This window comes from Halosimplex pelagicum (genome assembly GCF_013415905.1).
GTDB lineage: Archaea > Halobacteriota > Halobacteria > Halobacteriales > Haloarculaceae > Halosimplex > Halosimplex pelagicum.
Genome location: NZ_CP058909.1, coordinates 997,224 through 1,013,268 on the forward strand (window position 1 = coordinate 997,224; position 16,045 = coordinate 1,013,268).

Annotated in this window: 19 protein-coding genes; 6 read left to right on the forward strand and 13 right to left on the reverse strand. The window is 71.4% G+C overall.

Annotation, left to right across the window (positions count from 1 at the left end; all coding sequences use genetic code 11):
• Positions 1-58 precede the first annotated feature (58 nt).
• Complete coding sequence (locus tag HZS54_RS05130; RefSeq protein ID WP_179920871.1) at positions 59-544, forward strand: pyruvoyl-dependent arginine decarboxylase; 486 nt, start codon at positions 59-61, stop codon at positions 542-544.
• A gap of 119 nt (positions 545-663) precedes the next feature.
• A complete protein-coding gene (locus tag HZS54_RS05135; protein WP_179920872.1) occupies positions 664-1,017 on the forward strand; it encodes a DUF5811 family protein in 354 nt (117 codons plus the stop codon).
• 32 nt (positions 1,018-1,049) lie between these two features.
• Here HZS54_RS05135 and HZS54_RS05140 read toward each other — a convergent pair whose 3' ends face one another.
• The 8 genes from HZS54_RS05140 to HZS54_RS05175 all read right to left on the reverse strand — a co-directional run bounded on the left by HZS54_RS05140 (position 1,050) and on the right by HZS54_RS05175 (position 8,703).
• Positions 1,050-1,265, reverse strand: coding sequence for a DUF8015 family protein (locus HZS54_RS05140; RefSeq protein ID WP_246391782.1), 216 nt, complete (start codon positions 1,263-1,265; stop codon positions 1,050-1,052).
• A 94-nt stretch (positions 1,266-1,359) separates the two neighbouring features.
• Positions 1,360-1,509, reverse strand: a complete 150-nt coding sequence (locus HZS54_RS05145; protein ID WP_179920873.1) for a DUF7576 family protein — start codon at positions 1,507-1,509, stop codon at positions 1,360-1,362.
• 15 nt (positions 1,510-1,524) lie between these two features.
• A complete protein-coding gene (locus tag HZS54_RS05150) occupies positions 1,525-1,830 on the reverse strand; it encodes a HalOD1 output domain-containing protein (protein WP_179920874.1) in 306 nt (101 codons plus the stop codon).
• Between the two features lie 164 nt (positions 1,831-1,994).
• The gene (locus HZS54_RS05155; protein WP_179920875.1) at positions 1,995-4,991 is read right to left on the reverse strand and encodes a GAF domain-containing protein; all 2,997 of its coding nucleotides are present in this window, start codon (positions 4,989-4,991) and stop codon (positions 1,995-1,997) included.
• Between the two features lies 1 nt (position 4,992).
• Entirely contained in the window at positions 4,993-5,307 is a 315-nt protein-coding gene (locus tag HZS54_RS05160) for a hypothetical protein (protein WP_179920876.1), read from the reverse strand.
• A gap of 222 nt (positions 5,308-5,529) precedes the next feature.
• Complete coding sequence (infB, locus tag HZS54_RS05165) at positions 5,530-7,344, reverse strand: translation initiation factor IF-2 (protein WP_179920877.1); 1,815 nt, start codon at positions 7,342-7,344, stop codon at positions 5,530-5,532.
• Between the two features lie 147 nt (positions 7,345-7,491).
• Positions 7,492-8,082 carry a plastocyanin/azurin family copper-binding protein gene (locus HZS54_RS05170; RefSeq protein WP_179920878.1) on the reverse strand — a complete coding sequence of 197 codons (591 nt, stop codon included), beginning with the start codon at positions 8,080-8,082 and terminating at the stop codon, positions 7,492-7,494.
• An 87-nt stretch (positions 8,083-8,169) separates the two neighbouring features.
• Positions 8,170-8,703 (reverse strand): plastocyanin/azurin family copper-binding protein, encoded by a 534-nt coding sequence (locus HZS54_RS05175; protein ID WP_179920879.1) that lies wholly within the window; start codon positions 8,701-8,703, stop codon positions 8,170-8,172.
• A 147-nt stretch (positions 8,704-8,850) separates the two neighbouring features.
• On the opposite strand from HZS54_RS05175, the gene HZS54_RS05180 reads away from it, so the two are divergent.
• The gene (locus HZS54_RS05180; RefSeq protein ID WP_135366015.1) at positions 8,851-9,090 is read left to right on the forward strand and encodes a PRC-barrel domain-containing protein; all 240 of its coding nucleotides are present in this window, start codon (positions 8,851-8,853) and stop codon (positions 9,088-9,090) included.
• The gene (locus HZS54_RS05185; RefSeq protein ID WP_179920880.1) at positions 9,091-9,549 is read left to right on the forward strand and encodes an NOB1 family endonuclease; all 459 of its coding nucleotides are present in this window, start codon (positions 9,091-9,093) and stop codon (positions 9,547-9,549) included.
• Positions 9,550-9,633: 84 nt separating this feature from the next.
• On the opposite strand, the gene HZS54_RS05190 is transcribed toward HZS54_RS05185, so the two are convergent.
• The 3 genes from HZS54_RS05190 to HZS54_RS05200 all read right to left on the reverse strand — a co-directional run bounded on the left by HZS54_RS05190 (position 9,634) and on the right by HZS54_RS05200 (position 12,497).
• Positions 9,634-9,780, reverse strand: a complete 147-nt coding sequence (locus HZS54_RS05190) for a CopG family transcriptional regulator (protein WP_179920881.1) — start codon at positions 9,778-9,780, stop codon at positions 9,634-9,636.
• Positions 9,781-9,894: 114 nt separating this feature from the next.
• Positions 9,895-10,680 (reverse strand): CPBP family intramembrane glutamic endopeptidase, encoded by a 786-nt coding sequence (locus HZS54_RS05195; RefSeq protein WP_179920882.1) that lies wholly within the window; start codon positions 10,678-10,680, stop codon positions 9,895-9,897.
• Positions 10,681-11,201: 521 nt separating this feature from the next.
• Positions 11,202-12,497, reverse strand: coding sequence for a glucose-6-phosphate isomerase (locus HZS54_RS05200; RefSeq protein WP_179920883.1), 1,296 nt, complete (start codon positions 12,495-12,497; stop codon positions 11,202-11,204).
• A gap of 143 nt (positions 12,498-12,640) precedes the next feature.
• On the opposite strand from HZS54_RS05200, the gene HZS54_RS05205 reads away from it, so the two are divergent.
• Positions 12,641-13,216, forward strand: a complete 576-nt coding sequence (locus HZS54_RS05205; RefSeq protein WP_246391784.1) for a DUF8056 family protein — start codon at positions 12,641-12,643, stop codon at positions 13,214-13,216.
• A gap of 97 nt (positions 13,217-13,313) precedes the next feature.
• Positions 13,314-13,772 (forward strand): DUF5812 family protein, encoded by a 459-nt coding sequence (locus HZS54_RS05210; RefSeq protein ID WP_179920884.1) that lies wholly within the window; start codon positions 13,314-13,316, stop codon positions 13,770-13,772.
• A gap of 21 nt (positions 13,773-13,793) precedes the next feature.
• On the opposite strand, the gene HZS54_RS05215 is transcribed toward HZS54_RS05210, so the two are convergent.
• The gene (locus tag HZS54_RS05215) at positions 13,794-14,150 is read right to left on the reverse strand and encodes a DUF7968 family protein (RefSeq protein ID WP_179920885.1); all 357 of its coding nucleotides are present in this window, start codon (positions 14,148-14,150) and stop codon (positions 13,794-13,796) included.
• A gap of 99 nt (positions 14,151-14,249) precedes the next feature.
• A complete protein-coding gene (gene pepF, locus HZS54_RS05220) occupies positions 14,250-16,040 on the reverse strand; it encodes an oligoendopeptidase F (RefSeq protein ID WP_179920886.1) in 1,791 nt (596 codons plus the stop codon).
• Positions 16,041-16,045 lie beyond the last annotated feature (5 nt).

Sequence of the window (16,045 nt, forward strand, 5' to 3'; positions counted from 1 at the left end):
GGACCGCCGCTCGACCGGAAACGAAACCCCTTAGCGCGCGAGTCGACGATGCGGAGGTATGAGCACCATCCGGGTCGCGTGGGGGTCGGCCACCGGCCCGACGGCGATGTCGTCGTTCGACGCGGCGTTGGCCGAGGCGGGCGTCCACAACTACAACCTCGTGACGCTCTCCTCGGTGATCCCCGCCGAGGCCCGGCTCGACCGCGTCGGCACCGCGCCCGACCTCGGACCGACCGGCGAGGCGCTGTACGCGGTCGTCGGCCGCGAGACGCTCCCCCCGGGCGCCGACGGCGAGGCCTGCGCCGGCCTCGGGTGGGTCCGCAGCGAGTCTGGCCGGGGGCTGTTCTACGAGGCCAGCGGCACCGACCCCGAGGCGGTCGAGTCGGCGGTCGAGGCGGGCCTGCGCCGCGGGACGGAACTGCGCGAGTGGACGTTCCGCGCCGAGCCCGAGGTGGTCGTCGAGTCGACGCCCGCCGACCCGGCCGACCACGCGACGGCGGTCGTCGTCGCGGCCTACGGCGGTAGCGAGTCCTTACTGGACTGACCGGGCGCGGTGACGCCGGCACAGACCCGGGCAGCCACGATCGATCGTGTGAGAAGGCAAGGAGTACGCCTCTCCCAGGGGTTAAGACCCTGGGCCGCTTACGGCCGCGGAAGAGCCCAATGTACGGAAATTCGCCGCTCGGCGACGACGGGTTGGATCCGGAGACGCTCTCGTCCGACCAGCGCCGCCAGCTGGAGCGGGACCTCTCGCGAGTCGCCCAGCAGACCCGGGAGCTCCTCCCCGAGGAGTTCGTCGTCGGGTCGGACCTGACGGCCGGCTCGGACGGTCCCGAAGCCACCGTCGCCGTCCGCCCGCCGGTCGGCCCCGTCGTCTCCGCGGGCTACACGCCCGAGGAGGCCGACGCGACCATCACCGAAGACGAACAGACCGACCTCGCGCAGGGACTGGCCGCCAGCGCCGCCCTCCAGGTCAAACAGGCGCTGTCGGGCAGTACGAGCCCGACGGCTCGATAGCCCCGAGAGACGCCCGCGACCGCGGTCGCCCTTCAGTTCTCCCCGACGCCGGCCGGCGGATTGTAGAACAGCGCGTAGCCGACCGTCCCGCTGGCCGGGACGCTCCCGACGGCCAGCGCGGTCCCCCACGACCACGACAGCACCGCACCGGCGAGCGCCGCGAGCGCCAGGATCGCCGGGATCAGCGCCAGTATCGCGTCGTGGACCGACACCACACCGCGCGCGTCGCTCGCCACTGATCGAAGCACGTGTCAACCGTCGAGCGTGACGTAATTAAATGTTATTACTGCGTGTGCGTCGGTGGTAGGCGCTCGGGGCCGGGTGTCGAGCGGCGACGGGCGGTCAGTCGTCGCGGAAGCGACGCTTGCACCCTCGCGAACAGAACGAGCGGATCGCGCCGCGGGCGTCGTCGAAGGCGACGGGGTGCCACCGCGAGTCGTCGATGGGGCGGCCGCAACGGTCGCAGGTCCGTGCGGCGTCCGGCTCTGTCACGCGGTCGGGCATGGCTCACGGCTGCCAACTTCGCTCGCCCGCGACGGGGGCCTCGTCGGTCTCCGAGACGCGGATCTCGTCGGGACCGCCGACGACGACCTCGTAGCCCTCGACCGCGAACCGGACCGTGAGATCGGCCGTCTCGGCCCGGCTGCGCGCGTACAGCCCCTCCAGTGCGTCGGCGTCGACGTAGTCGGCGAGGCAGGTGTCCAGACGGTCCGGTTCGACGCCCTCGGCGTGGGCGATTGCCGTGACGACGCGGGCGACGACGGACGGGCCGCCGGGACCGTCGTCGCGCGTCGCGGAGTTGATCTCGTGCATCCGTACCGATCGGTTGGGGCCGGCCGGGCATGGCCCTGGCCTCGACTGGTGTAGAGAGCGACGCCCGACGGGTTCGATGTGGATAGAACGGCGGCGAGACCGACCGCGAAAGCGCCTGGAAGTGGGGATCCAGAGGATATCGGGCCGGGGGTACGGGGCGGCGGTCAGGCCGCTTCGTCGGCGGGCGTCCCGCCGGCGTTCCCGTCGTCGGCGTCGCCGAACAGCAGCGAGAGGAGGCGGTGCTGGCTCTCGCGGAGGTGGTAGTTGACGGTCGGCTGGGAGACGCCGAGGCTGTCGGCCACCTCCTGTCCGCTGGACGCCCGGGGGCGGTCGAAGTAGCCGCGCTCGTAGGCCGTCCGGAGGACCTCGAACTGGCGGTCGGTGACCAGCGATTCGAACTCGTCGAGGAAGGCGCCGCGGGTCAGCGACCGGGAGTCCCGTTCGCGCCGGGCGAGGAGTTCGACCGACGAGTACCGCTCGCGCAGTCGCTCGACGAACTGGCGGGCGTCGACGTGCGGGAGCAACAGGACCGTCGCCGTCGTCTCCGCCCCGGTCACCTCGATATCGCGCGGGACGGCGCCGAACTCGACGAGTTCGGCCGGGAGCACGGGCCCCGTGACGGTCGCGCGGAAGACGTGCTCGTCGCCGCGGTCGCTGACCGTCTCGACCGTCTCGACCGGCGACCGCCCGGAGCGCTCGCGCAGCGCGGCCAGCGACGCGCCGGGTGCGACGAACGTGATCTCGGTGGCGTCGCCGTCGAGCGGGCGCGTCTCGACGGCCCGGAGCGGGCCCGTCGCCGCCGCGGCCAGCCCCGTTAGGACCGACTCCCCGTCGCCGACGGCGAGTTTCAGCTCCGTCCCGCCGGCCGCGAGCAGGCCGCGCTTCGTCTCGCGGGCGTTGATCCCGTAGGCCACCGTGTCGGCCAGGTCCGCGAGCACGGCGACGGTCCGCTCGTCGAAGGTCCCGGGGCGGTCGGCGTACACCGCGAGCGCCCCGTAGTCGATGTCGTGGACGGAGAGCGGGACGGCGACGGCGGCCGCGAAGCCGGCGTCGAGGCCGGCCGAGACCCAGTCGGCCGCCCGGTCCCGGTCGGCCAGGCTGTCGACGACGGTCGGCTCGCCCGTCGCGAGGGTCGCCACCGCCGGTTCGACGGGCGAGGCGTCGCGGTCGAGCGAGACGGTCTCGAGGTACCTCCCGCCGTCGCCGGCCGCCGCCCGCCGGTCGACGGCCCCCTCGGCGTCGGCGCCCGCGATCCAGGCGAACGCGAAGCGGTCGTCGGCCGTCAGCCGGTCGCAGACGGCCGCCTCGATCTCGGCGCGGGAGGTGGCGCCGACCATCGCCTGGTCCACGTCGCGGATCACGTCGTTGAGCCGCTGGAGCCGGGCGAGGCGCTCGTTGCGCTCGCGCAGGTCCGCCTCGCGGGCTCGCCGGTCCGCCTCGCTCGCCAGCCGGTCGAGCGCCGCCTCGGTCGTCGCGGCGAGCAGGTCGACGAGCTGGCGGCGCCGCTCGTCGAACGCGCCGACCTCCCCGGACGCGGCCACCAGCACGCCGTGGTCGCCGAGCGGGACGACCGCCGCGCTCCGCGCGCCGGTCGACGGCGTCGCGACGCCCTCGCTCTCCCGGAGGTCGTCGAACGTGCGAGGCTCTCCGGAGGCGAACGCCCGCCAGGCGACCGACTCGCGGTCGGCCGGCGGGTCGGGTCCGCCGGCCAGCGCCGTCGCGTCCTCGCCCGACGAGACGACGACGCGCAGCCGGTGGTCGGCGGCGTCGTACGCGAGCAGCGCCACGTCGGCGCCGAGCAGGTCCGGCCCGGCCGCGACCGCCACGTCGCCGACGGCGTCGGTCGTCTCGGCGTGGAACAGCTCCCGGGTGAGCCGGTGGAGGTCGGCGAGCGCGGTGACGCGCTCGCGCCGTTCGAGCGCGACGACGGCGTGGCCGACAGTCTCGCCGAAGCCGTCGAGGACGGCGAGTTCGCGCGACTCGAAGGCGTCCCGGCGGTCGGCGTAGACGGCGAGGACGCCCAGCCGCCGGTCGTCGTGGCGGACGGGGACGACCGCGACCGCCCGCGCCCCCAGGGCGCGCGCCGAGCGCCGCCACGGGTCTGTCTCGTCCCCCGCCCGGCTCGGCTCGCTGTCGGTCCCCACGTCCCGCACGACCTGGGCGTCGCCGGTTTCGAGCGCGCGGGCGCCGGGGTCCGCGGCGGCCGGACCGGTCGCCGCCGGGAACGCCCGGGCCGCGCCGTCGCGCTCGCGACCGCCCCAGGCCGCGGGGACGAGCCGTTCGCCCTCCCGCCAGGCGACCGTCACCGCGCGGTAGGGCTCGTCGGCGGCCAGCCGGTCGGCGACCGCCCGCGCGACCGCCTCGCGCGAGTCCGCGCCGACGAGCGCGTGGTCGACGTCGCGGAGGACCCGATTGATCCGGTCCAGCGCCGACAGCCGGTCGCGCTGCTCGCGGAGCCGTCGCTCGCGGCGCTCGCGCTCGGTCACGTCCCTGACGACGAGCAGGCCGAGGGGGCCGCCCGATCCGCCCGCCGGCACGCGGTCGGTCGGCGACCCGCCGTCCGTCCCCGAGTCGGCGTCGAGCGGGAGCGCTCGCGCCTCGTAGGTCGCCCGGTCGTGCGACAGGTCGAACGACGCCGACTCGCCGTCGAGGGCCGCCCGGCATCGGGGTTCGACCGTCGACAGGACCGCCTCGGGGAGGAGCGCGGGCAGCGACGCGCCCTCGGCGTCGGCCACGGGGCCGTCGCGACCCGGTAGGTCGTCGCCGCCCGCTCGCAGGACGGTCAGGTCGTCGTCGAAGAGGACGACCGCGCCGTCGGGGTAGTTGTCGAGGACCGCGTCGTTCAGCGCCTCGCTCGTCCGTATCTCTTCGAGGAGCGTCTCGCTCCCGGTGTTGTCGTAGAGGGCGATGTGCAACAGCGCACCGAGGCCGACCGTCAGCAACAGGAGCGGGACGACGCTGTCGGCCAGGAACGGCACGAGCCCGACCCGGCCGAGCAGGTCCGCCAGCGCCCACAGCGCGAGGTGGCCGGTCGCGACGACCCAGCTGAACCAGTAGTTGCGAAAGAGCGGCCGCTCGACGTAGAGGCGAGCGGCGAGGGCCGCCGCCGCGAGGAACCCCGCGGCGCCGACCAGCGCGAGAACGGCCAGGAGCGACACCATCTCAGTCACCGTCCCCGGAGAGCGACGGCGAGCCGACGCCCGTTCGGTCCGGGTCGTCGCGCCGGTACTCCCTGTAGCAGTACCAGGCGAACAGGAGCGCGGCCAGCGCTATCCCGACGCCGTACTCGACCGGCGGGAGGACGGCCCAGTCGACCGCCGACGCCAGGAGCGCGGCGGCGCGCCCGACGAGCAGCGCCGTGTGCGCCGCCACGAGGCGAGGCGCGGACCCGTCGAGCGCGTACGCGCGCACCACCGGCGCGTACGCGAGCGTGACGACGAACAGCGCGAACGCGTCGCCGACCGCGAAGGTGACCATACGTATCCCCCCTCCGAAGCCGGGACCGCGGCGTCCACGGACCGCGGGACTCCGGCTCGGTTGCGAGCCGTTGGAACTCGACCGCAAAAGGTTTTCGGCAGTTATTGCCGCTTTGTTCGCCGTTACCGCCCGGGTCGGACGGGCGACGGCCACGCCGGACGGACGGGGACGACGGCGCGGGTATCCGCGGTTAGACGGTGTCGATCCGCCGGTAACGCGACGTTACTTCCCCCAGAAGGGGTCGCGGTTGCGCCGCTTCTCGAGGTACGCGTTGAGCGTCTCGAGTTCGCTGACGGGGATGTCCTCCGAGAGCTCCTGTTCGAGGATCTTCGCGTGTTTCTCGGGGATCTCCGTCCAGAGCTCGTCGCCCTCCTCGATCTGGCGGCCGACCGTGGGGCCGTCGATGGAGACGGCCGCGCGCTCGCCGCGCTTGAGTTCGTCGACGTCCTCGCCCTCGTCCTGGATGGTCTTGAGCAGCCCGACGCGCTCGGGTTCGCTCCCCTCGAACAGCGCGACGTTGGAGTTCCGATGGAGCGTCCCCCCGAGCACCTCGACGCCGACGACGGCGGGGTCGGACTGGCGGAAGGTGTGGTCGTCCAGTATCTGGAAGCGCGCTGGCCGGGTGATGTTGTCGAGCACCTGGTCCTGCTGGGCGCGCTCGCGCTCCTCGACGAACTCCTCGTACTCCTCGACCAGCCGGTAGATCACGTCGTGCTCGAAGATGCGCACGTCCTCCTGCTCGGCCAGGTCGCTGGCGTCGTCGAGCACCTCGACGCCGAACCCGAGGATCGTCCGGTGTTTCTCCTCGTTGGCGGTCTCGGCGACGCGCACGTCGCGGGGGGCGATATCGCCCACCTCGGCGCGGACGATCGGGATCTCCTCCTCCTCGAGCGTCGACGCCAGCGCCTCCAGGCTCCCGAGGGTGTCGGCCTTGACGACGACGCCTTCCTCCTGGGTCTGGACGGCGATGTCGGCGAGTTCGGCCCGGACCTCCTCGACGACTTCGTCCACGTCGCGGTCGCCGACGACGCGGATGGGCGCGCCGGCCATCGCGTCGTCGAGATCCGGCGCGGCGATCTTGATGCCGTCGGCGGCCGCCACGGAGTCGACCTGTTCGAACTGGCCCTCGGTGCGGATCTCCTCCAGCGGGCGCGGGCGAAGGAGGGCGCGCACCTCGGTGACGATGGGGCCCTCGACGCCGCCGACGACGATCTCGTCGTCCGCCCTGATGGTGCCGTCGTAGATGATGGCGTCGACGGTCGCCCCGAAGCCCTGCGTGTCCGTGACTTCGAGGACGGTGCCGGCGGCGGGTCCGTTCACGTCGACGGCCATCTCCTCTTTCATGTAGCGCTGGGAGAGCCCCATCATCACGGTCAGGAGGTCGGGGATGCCCTCGCCGGTCTCGGCGGAGACGGGGACGACGCCGATGTTGTTCTGGAAGTCCTGGACGCGCCAGTACATGTCCGCCGAGAAGTCGTTGTCCGACAGATCGCCGATGAGCTCGTAGAGGTTCTCGTTGAGGTCGCGTTCGACGCGGTCGGTCTGGGCGTCGATGGTCTGCTGGGTCGGCGCGTGGTCGTTGGGGTTCCAGCCGGGGACGGTGTCGATCTTGTTGGCGGCGACGATGAAGGGGGTCTGGGTGCGCGCGAGGATGTCCACGGCTTCGAGCGTCTGGGGCTGGAAGCCGTCGTTGACGTCGACGACGAGGATCGCGATGTCGGCGAGCGCGCCGCCCCGCGAGCGCAGCGTCGAAAAGGAGTGGTGGCCGGGCGTGTCGATGAACAGGAGGCCCGGGAGGTCGAAGTCGGTGGGGTCGACGAGCTCGCCGGCGATCTCGGAGATCACGTCGAGGGGGACGGCGGTCGCGCCGATGTGCTGGGTGATCGCGCCGGACTCGCCCTCGGTGACCGCGGAGCCGCGGATCTCGTCGAGCAGGCTGGTCTTGCCGTGGTCGACGTGGCCGAGTACGGCGACTATCGGTGTCCGAAGCGTCGCTTCGGACTCGTCGTCGGTGTCTGTCGGTTGTGAGTCTGCCATCCTATCACCACAGAAGGTTCGGTTGTCTCGGATCAGCCCCGCAGGCCGGATAAGTGATCTCATCTGCGCGTGAGCGACGGCGATACGCGACGCGTGCGCGACCGACTCCCGACCGGCCGGCGCGGGCCGCCGCCCGGCCGGACCCGGCTACTCGGTGACGGTGAACGAACCGGTCATGCCGACGCCCTGGTGGGGAGCGCAGTAGTACTCGTACTCGCCGGCCGTCTCGAAGGTGACCGAGAGCTCGTGGCCTTCGTCGTAGAGGTCGCCGTCACCGCCCGCCGTCCCGGAGAAGTCCGACCCGCTCGGCGTCGTCTCGGGACGCACGTTGTGCCCGTTGCTGTACCAGACCCAGACGACCGTCTCGCCGGTCGATATCTCGAAGGAGTCCGGCGCGAAGGCGAGTTCCCCGTCGGCGACCGCGACGACCTGCGCGGCCTGCCTGGGCGTCGCCGTCGGCATTGGTGTGGCCGTCGGTGTGGGCGAGGCGGTCGGTGTCCCCGTGGGCGTCGCGGCCGAGTCCGGTGTGGCCGTCGGAGTCGGTTCCTCGGTCGGCGTCGCCGTGGGCGAGGCGGTCGGCGTGTCCGTCGCGGGCTCGTCGGTCGGGGTCGGCGACGGCGTCGCGTCGCCGTCGGTCCGGGGGTCTTCGGCGTCCGTCTCGTCGCCGTCGCCCCCGCAGCCGGCGACGGCGGCGGCGAGCGCGGTCCCACTGAGTCGGAGCAAGCGGCGGAGGTCCATGCGTCCGCTCGGGACCGTCGGGGAATAAACCCCGTGGCGATCGAACCGGTCGTCTCGGGGCGGGCTGGTCGGGTTCCCGGCGGTCGATCACTCGGTCACGGTGAACGAGCCGGTCATCCCGAGGTCCCGGTAGGGGTAGCAGCGGAACTCGTACTCGCCGGCGACCTCGAAGGTGTGTGCGAAGGTGTGTCCCTCCTCGTAGGTGGTCTCGTCCCCGCCGGCCGTCCCGGTGAACGTCGATCCGCGGGGTCGGGCGGTCGCCTGGACGTTGTGCCCGCTGCTGTGCCAGACCCAGACGACCGTCTCGCCGGTCGATATCTCGAACACTTCGGGCTCGAACTCGGCTGACCCGTCGCCGACGGCGACGACCTGGGCGGCCTCGTCGGGCGCCGGCGTGGCGGTCGCCGTCGGCGTGGCGGTCGGGGTCGCCGTGGCCGTCGGCGTCGGGTCCGGCGTCGGACTCGCCGTGGCCGTCGGCGTCGCGGTCGCCGTCGCCGCCGGTCGCTCCGACGACGCCGGGTCGTCCGGCGTCGCCGTGGTGTCGTCCGACCCCAGCCCGCACCCCGGGACGAGCCCCGCGAGCGCGACGGCGCCCGCCCGCAGCAGACGTCTGCGATCCATGGGAACTGCGTTGGACGAGGACCGGCATAATCCCGGTGGTTCCGGCGACTGCGGGCGTCGGCGGGGGCCGGCGACCGCGACGGCGGGCGTCACGCGGCCGTCAGACGCCCCGTGGCGTTTATGGGGTCTGACTCGGTAGTCGGGAGCATGGCCGAGATACTCGCCGAGAACCTCTCCGGCAAGGCCGTCACCGGGACGGACGGCGCCGAGATGGGGATGCTGTACAACATCACGATGGACCTGGAGACGGGGCGGCTTCAGAACCTCATCATCGAGCCCAACGAGCACCTCGACAACTCGCAGTTCGAGGTCGACGAGCAGGGACACCTCCTCGTGCCCGTCGACCGCGTCCAGGCAGTCAAAGACCAGATGATCGTCCAGCGCTAAATGTACGTCCTCGACGCCTCGGCTTTTATCAACGAGTATCACACGACCGAACAGCAAGCCACGGTGCCGCTCGTCCGCGAGGAGCTCGAAGACGAGAGCGCCTACCGCTACGACGCCATGGAGGGGTCGGGGATGCACATCCACATCCCCGAGGAGGAGACCGTCGAACGCATCGAACGCGCCGCCCGCGAGACGGGCGACCTGGAGACCCTCTCGGAGACGGACATCCGGCTGGTCGCCGCCGCGTTCGAACTCGACGGCCGCCTCGTCACCGACGACTACGCCATGCAGAACGTCGCCGAGAAGTTGGAGGTCGCGGTCGAACTCATCGCCCGCGAAGGGATCTCCGAGCAGCGCGACTGGCGTTTCCAGTGTTCGGGCTGCGGCCGCGAGTTCGACGAGAACCACGACCGCTGTCCGGTCTGCGGGAGCGACCTCTCCCGGAAGAACCCGGCCTGAGCCGCCGCTCGGAACCCGGTTCGCCCCGAGACTAGCCCCACCGAGAGCGGCCGCTGTCCGGTCGACTACACCCCCACCCACCCGCTACGGTGCCTGTTCTTCCAGATGGTCGAGCCCGGTGTCGACGAGCTGCCGGAGTACTTCCTCCTCGGTGAGGTCGTACTGCCGGGCGATCGCCTCGATTTCCCGGGCGCGGTCGTCGTCGCAGACGACCGTGTAGCGGGTCGGCATACACCCCGTGTTTCCCGCCGGATCGCTTAATAACCCGTCAGACGGCCGTCCGACGCGGTTCCCGGTCGGTCGAATGGGGACCGCTCGGTCGCGGTCGGACGGGGCCGCCACCGCTCAGACGACGCCGGTGGCCTGGAAGTACTGCAGGAGGAAGCTCATCGTGTTCCAGCAGCCGTGGACGACGATGGGGACGACGATGTTCTCGGTGAGCTCGTACACCGCGCCGAGGACGACCCCCAGCGCGGCGGCGAGCGCGAGCGACGAGACGATGCTGCCGTCCGACCCGAGCAGGGCGAAGTAGTGCATCGCGCCGAAGACGGCGCTGGCCAGCACGACCGCCGGGACGGCGCCGTAGGCCCGGCGAAAGAGCCCCTGGACGATCCCGCGGAAGAGCAGTTCCTCCGCGGGCGCGACGAACAGGAAGGTGACGGGGATCAGGTAGAGGAAGCGGACGGGGTCCCGCTGGCCCTGGGTGATGACCTGGTTGGTCGCCGTGTCGACGCCGGCGGCCTGGATGACCGCCGACAGCGCCGACGCGATGGCGAACAGGCCGACGAAGCCGGCGACGACCCAGCCCAGGTCCCGCAGCGACGGGACGGCGGCCCGGAAGAACTGCTCGTCCGAGCGCCACCCGAGGTAGAGACCGATGACGGCGAAGAAGCCGACGAACTGCGTGGCCGTCAGGGCGGCGTAGGCCAGCGGCGGCAGCGTCGCCATTGACTCGACGTCGAAGCCGAGCGCGCCCAGGACCGACCCCGCGCCGGCCAGCAGGAAGGTTCCGGCGATGAAGGCCAGGACAACCAGCGCTATCGAGTGAAACAGGCTCTCGACGCGAGTCTCCATGTCGGCGACGCGGTAGTACTCCGATCCCATCTGCGTGGCCGCCGGTAGGTCTCCCACGGGTTTGACTGCACCGGTCCCGACGAGCGCGATCAGTTCGGCGTGTGAGTGGAGTCGTTGGTTCTGGTCGTTCTGGTGCGGACGAAATGAGCACGACAGCGACCGCAGTGGACAGCAGGCGATGAAAGCCCTCATCGCGCTCGCTCGGAATCGGATCGACCGTACTCGACGGAGGCAGCACGCGATGAAAGCCCTCGCCACGCTCGCGGTCGCTGACCGGGATATCCGCGCTCTCCGCACGGCCCGCGCGGATAGTGCCCGCTCAGGCGACTGAACTGCACGCGAGCGCGCCTCGCCCTTTCAGTCCACCAGGACCGCGACCGCAGATGGCCTCGAACCTCCCCAACCTCTTGCGCTCCGCGCGCCTACGGCGTGCGGTGCTCATCCCTCGCGCGGCTACGGTCGCGCGCATGAAAGCGCGCGACAGCGCGCGCCGACCGCACCGCAACCGCTCACCGCAACAACCATCACCTGTCCTGTACGCCAGCGGTGACGTTGGTCGGGGCTCCTTCGCTCGCCGGCTACTCCACGACGAGTTCGGTTTTCTCGGCCACCGCGTCGGCCTCCTCGAAGTCGCCGCCGCCGAGCAGGCCACGCGCGGCCTTCTTCCCCCACTCGACCGCGGGTTGGTCGAACGTCTCGACGCCGTACAGTTCGCCCGCCAGCACGCAGGCGGCCTCCATATCGAAGAGGAGGCGTCCGACGCTCTCGGCGTCCATCGCGTCGAGCTCGATCCGGACCGACGGTCGCTCGGCGGCGGCGAGGCTCGCTTCGGTCGCCTCGAACTCGGCGTCGAGCAGGGTTCCCAGATCCTGGCCACCGAGGTATTCGAGGTCGGCCACGTCCGTCTCGGGGATCGCGCAGTCCGGTCGCTCCGCGGGGCGGACGACGGTGACGAGCTTGTCCCGCGGTCCCGCCCGATAGAGCTGGAGCTGGGAGTGCTGGTCGGTCGCGCCGAGCGCGCGGGCGGGCGTCTGGCCGCCGCCGTCTTTCCCGAGGCTCTCGGCCCACAACTGGGCGAACCACTCCGCGAACGACTCCAGCCCCTCGACGTAGGGCATCATCGCGTTCACGCTCGCGCCCCGCTCGTCGAGCGCGTAGGCGACCGCGCCGTAGGCGTAGGCCGGACAGTCGTACAGCGAGTCGGCGAGCGCGTCGGCGCCCGCGCGGCCACCGGCGAGCAGCCCCTCCAGGTCGACGCCCATCATCGCCGCGGGCACGAGCCCGACCGTCGAGAGCGCGGAGAACCGGCCGGGGACGCCCTCGGGCACGTCCAGCGCCGGGAGATCCTCGGTCTCGGCCAGCTCTCGGAGCGGCCCGGCCTCGCCGGTCGTGACGACCGTCTGCTCGCTCCAGTCGACGCCGGCCGACTCCATCGCATCGCGGACGACGAGGAAGTTCGCCAGCGTCTCGGCGGTGGTGCCCGACCGGGAGACGACGTGGACGACCGTCTCCGCCAGGTCGAGGTCGTCGAGCAGGCGATTCACGTGGGCGGGGTCGACGTTGTCGAGCGCGTAGTGGTCGACCGGCGAGTCGCCCGCCAGCGCCTCGGTGATCGTGATCGCGCCGAGCGCGCTGCCGCCGATACCGACGGTGAGGACGGCCTCGGGGTCGAACCCGGCGACGGCGTCCTCGATTTCGGCCGCGTCGGCGCGCTCGGGGAGATTGAGGGCGGCGTAGCCGAAGTCGTCGTCGGCCATGCCGCGGGCGATCCGGTCGTGGGCGTCGGCGACGCGCTCGTCGAGGTCGTCGAGGTCGTCCCTGGAGATCCCCGGGTCGGCCTCGCTCGCCAGCGCGTTCCCGATGTCGACGTTCATGTGCGGATGGTCGCCCGGGTGGGGAATAGTCCTTTTCGACGCGGTCGCGGTGCCGTCCGTCACGGCGCGAACCCGGGGCGCTCCCGGAGGAGCCCGGCCGTCGAACGGGTGGTTTATTCCCGCCCGAACCGAACCCTCCGGGGATGAGCGACGCCACGGACGAAGTGAGCGCGGACGGGGAAGCCGCGTCGGCGCCGAGGGGCGACTCGGACGCCGCGGAGACGTACAAGGGCATCCTCACCGCCTACCCCTACGCCTTCCGAGCGAGCGAGTCGATGGCGTTCCGGATCTACGCGGGCGTCAGCGCGCTGCTGGGCGCCGGGGTCGTCCTGCTGTTCACCTTCGCGATCGTGACCCTGCTGGGCTCGACCGCCGACGCGGCCGGCGGCTCGTTCACCTTCTCCCGGGCCTTCTTCCTGTTCCTCATGCTGCTGGTCGTCGCGCCGCTCGTGGCGCCGGTGCTGTTCGTCGCCCGCCGGCACCGACGAGTGGGGTCGGAGACGCGCTACGACCGACAGCTGGCCGCCACCGGATACGGGTTCCTCCTGGCGATGTACGTCGCCCTGGTGATCACGACGCCGGCGGACCTGCGGGAGGACCCCGGCGGCGCCCTCGGCTTCGTCGCCGAGTTCCTCTACGGGCTGCCGAACGCGGCCGCGGTCGTCCCGCCGGTCGGCGCGGCGCTTCTGATCTACCTCTCCCATCGCCAGTTGCGGTGACCGCCGGGCGGTCTCTCGGCTCCTTCGCGATGGCGGGGGAGCGACGCGGCGAGCCGCCGTCGAAACGGGGAAAACCCCCGACGCGCTACGGACGCCCATGAAGACCGGGACGTTCGTCGTTACGGAGGCCGACGCGGAGTCGGCGGTACTGCGCGACGTGAGCGACGGCCAGATCCACACGCTCGGGAGCAATCCCGGCCTCGAAGTCGGCGTCGCCGTCGAGGGGACGCTCGCGCCGGAACCGCCGATGGACGTGGTCTGGACGGTCGAGGAGATCGACCGACAGTTCACCGTCTCCGTCGAGGAACACGACGAGCCCCCCACGGAGCGGGCCCGCGAGACCGCCGCCGACCAACCCGTCGGCGAGGTCACCACCCACGAGCGCGCGGGCACCGGCGAGGTCCACGTGCTGACCGTGCCTGAAGACTCGACCGACAGCGCCGTCGCCGACGTGCGCGACGACGAGGCGACGGTCGAACGGGCCGCCCGCCTCGGCGTCGAACGCGTCGAGATCCGTTCCGAACCCGGCGTGGTGAGCGTGCGGTACCTGCCCTGAGAGACGCCGCTCCGCCTCGATCTACGCCGTCGGCCCGCTCGCGCTCTGGACGCGCCAGCCGCCCTCGACCCCGCAGGCGTCGCGGACCGCGTACTCGATAGTTGTCGACTCGCCGACCCGCCGACCGCCCTCGACCGACTCGATCCGTAGCGGCACGTCCAGCGTGTCGCCGCAGCAGCCGACGCCGGTGAACTGCTCGGTGACTTCCCCCACTTCGACGCGCCCGAGCGTCTTCCGCAGGTACGCGCGGAACGGCGACCCGTCGAGCTTGTCACGACCCCACGTGCTGAGGTCCGAGGGGTAGGAGAGCACGACTCGCCTCGCGGTGTCCGTACTCGCCGCGGTATCCTCCGCCGGTCGCCCGTTCTGTGGACTCATCGGTCTCTGTTGGAGCGTGACGCCGAAAGGAGTTCTGCCGGTCGGCGGGTTCGAGTCGAAACGAAGGGTGTCGGCGGGGGATGAACCGGGGGAGTCGGCTCAGATCAGCTCCTCGAACTCGTCGAGGAACTCGTCGTAGGTGTCGATGGCCGACTGGATCGGGTCCGAACTCGTCATGTCGACGCCCGCCGAGTCCAGCAGTTCGAGCGGGTACTCCCGCGAGCCGCTGGCGAGGAACTCCCGGTAGCGCTCGGCGGCCGGCTCGCCCTCCTCGAGGATGCCCTGGGCGAGCGCGACCGCGGCCGAGATCCCGGTGGCGTACTGGTAGACGTAGAACGCGCGGTAGAAGTGCGGGATGCGCATCCACTCGCGAGCGACGCGGTCGTCGACCGCCGCGTCGGCGTAGTACTCCTCCTTGAGCCCGCCGTACACGTCGTCCAGTCGGTCGGCGGTCAGGACCTCGCCCTGTTCCTCCAGCCGGTGGGTCTCGTGCTCGAACTCCGCGAACATGGTCTGGCGGAACAGCGTCGAGCGGAACCGTTCGAGGTACTGGTTCAGCACGTGGCGGCGCAGCCGTTCGTCGTCGACCACGTCGAGCAGGTGGTGGGTCAGCAGCGTCTCGTTGACGGTGCTGGCCACCTCGGCGACGAAGATCTCGTAGGAGCTGTACACGTAGGGCTGGTGTTCGCTGGTGTACTCCGAGTGCAGCGAGTGGCCCAGCTCGTGGGCCAGCGTGTACATCGACGCCACGTCGTCCTGGTAGTTCATCAGGATGAACGGCTGGGAGTCGTAGGTCCCACCCGAGTACGCTCCGGACTGCTTGTTGTCGGTCTCGTACACGTCGACCCACCGCGAGTCGAGGCCCTCCGCCAGCCACTCCTGGTACTCCTCGCCCAGTGGTTCGACCGCACCCGTGACCCACTCGCGGGCCTGGTCGTACTCCACGTCGGGGCTCTCGCCCTCGACCATCGGGACGTAGAGGTCCCACATCCGCAGCTCGTCGGCGCCGATGGACCGCCGCTTGAGATCGGCGTGTCGCTGCAGCACGTCGAGGTTGTCGTCGACGGTGTCGACGAGGGTGTCGTACACCTCGACGGGGACGTTCGGGCCGTCCAGGGCGGCCTCGCGCGCGGTGTCGTAGTCGCGGGCGCGGGCGAGTTTCACGTCGGTCTTGACGCTGTTCTTGTACGCGGCGGCGATCGAGTTCCGATACTCCTCCCACTCGTCGTAGAACGTCTCGTACACGTCGCGGCGGAACTCCCGGTCGGGGTTCTCCTGCAGCGTCGTGAAGTTGTTGAGGGTGATCCGCCGGGGTTCGCCGTCGGGGTCCTCGACGCTGGGGAACTCCACGTCGGCGTTGACGAGCATGTTGTACACCTCACCGGTCGAACCCAGCACCTCGCCCAGGTCGGCCAGCAGGTTCTCGACCTCCGCCGAGCGGGTGTGGGGTTTCATCCGCAGCACGTCGTCGAAGTAGTGGCCGTAGACCTCCAGGTCGGGGTTCTCGTCGATGTACTCGTCGACGGTCTCCCGATCGAGGCTCTGGATCTCCGGTTCGAGGAAGCTCGCGGCGCTGGAGGCATCGGAGGCGAGCGACTGGCCGCGCGAGGACAGCGCCTGGTAGTGGCTGTCGGCGGTGTCTTCGTCGCTGCGCATCCGCGCGTAGGCGGAGACGTTCGCCACCTCGCGCATGATCGACTCGTAGGTCTCCAGGCAGTCCTGCAGCGTCTCGGGGTCCTCGGTCGCCCGCCCCTCGAACGCCCGGAGGTCGTCGAGCCGGTCCTGTACGGAGTCGAACGCCGCCTCCCACTCCTCGTCGTCGGCGTAGAGCGATTCCAGCTCCCACTTGTACTCCTCGTCGATGTCGCCGCGCTCGGGCACGGAACTCATGGCCC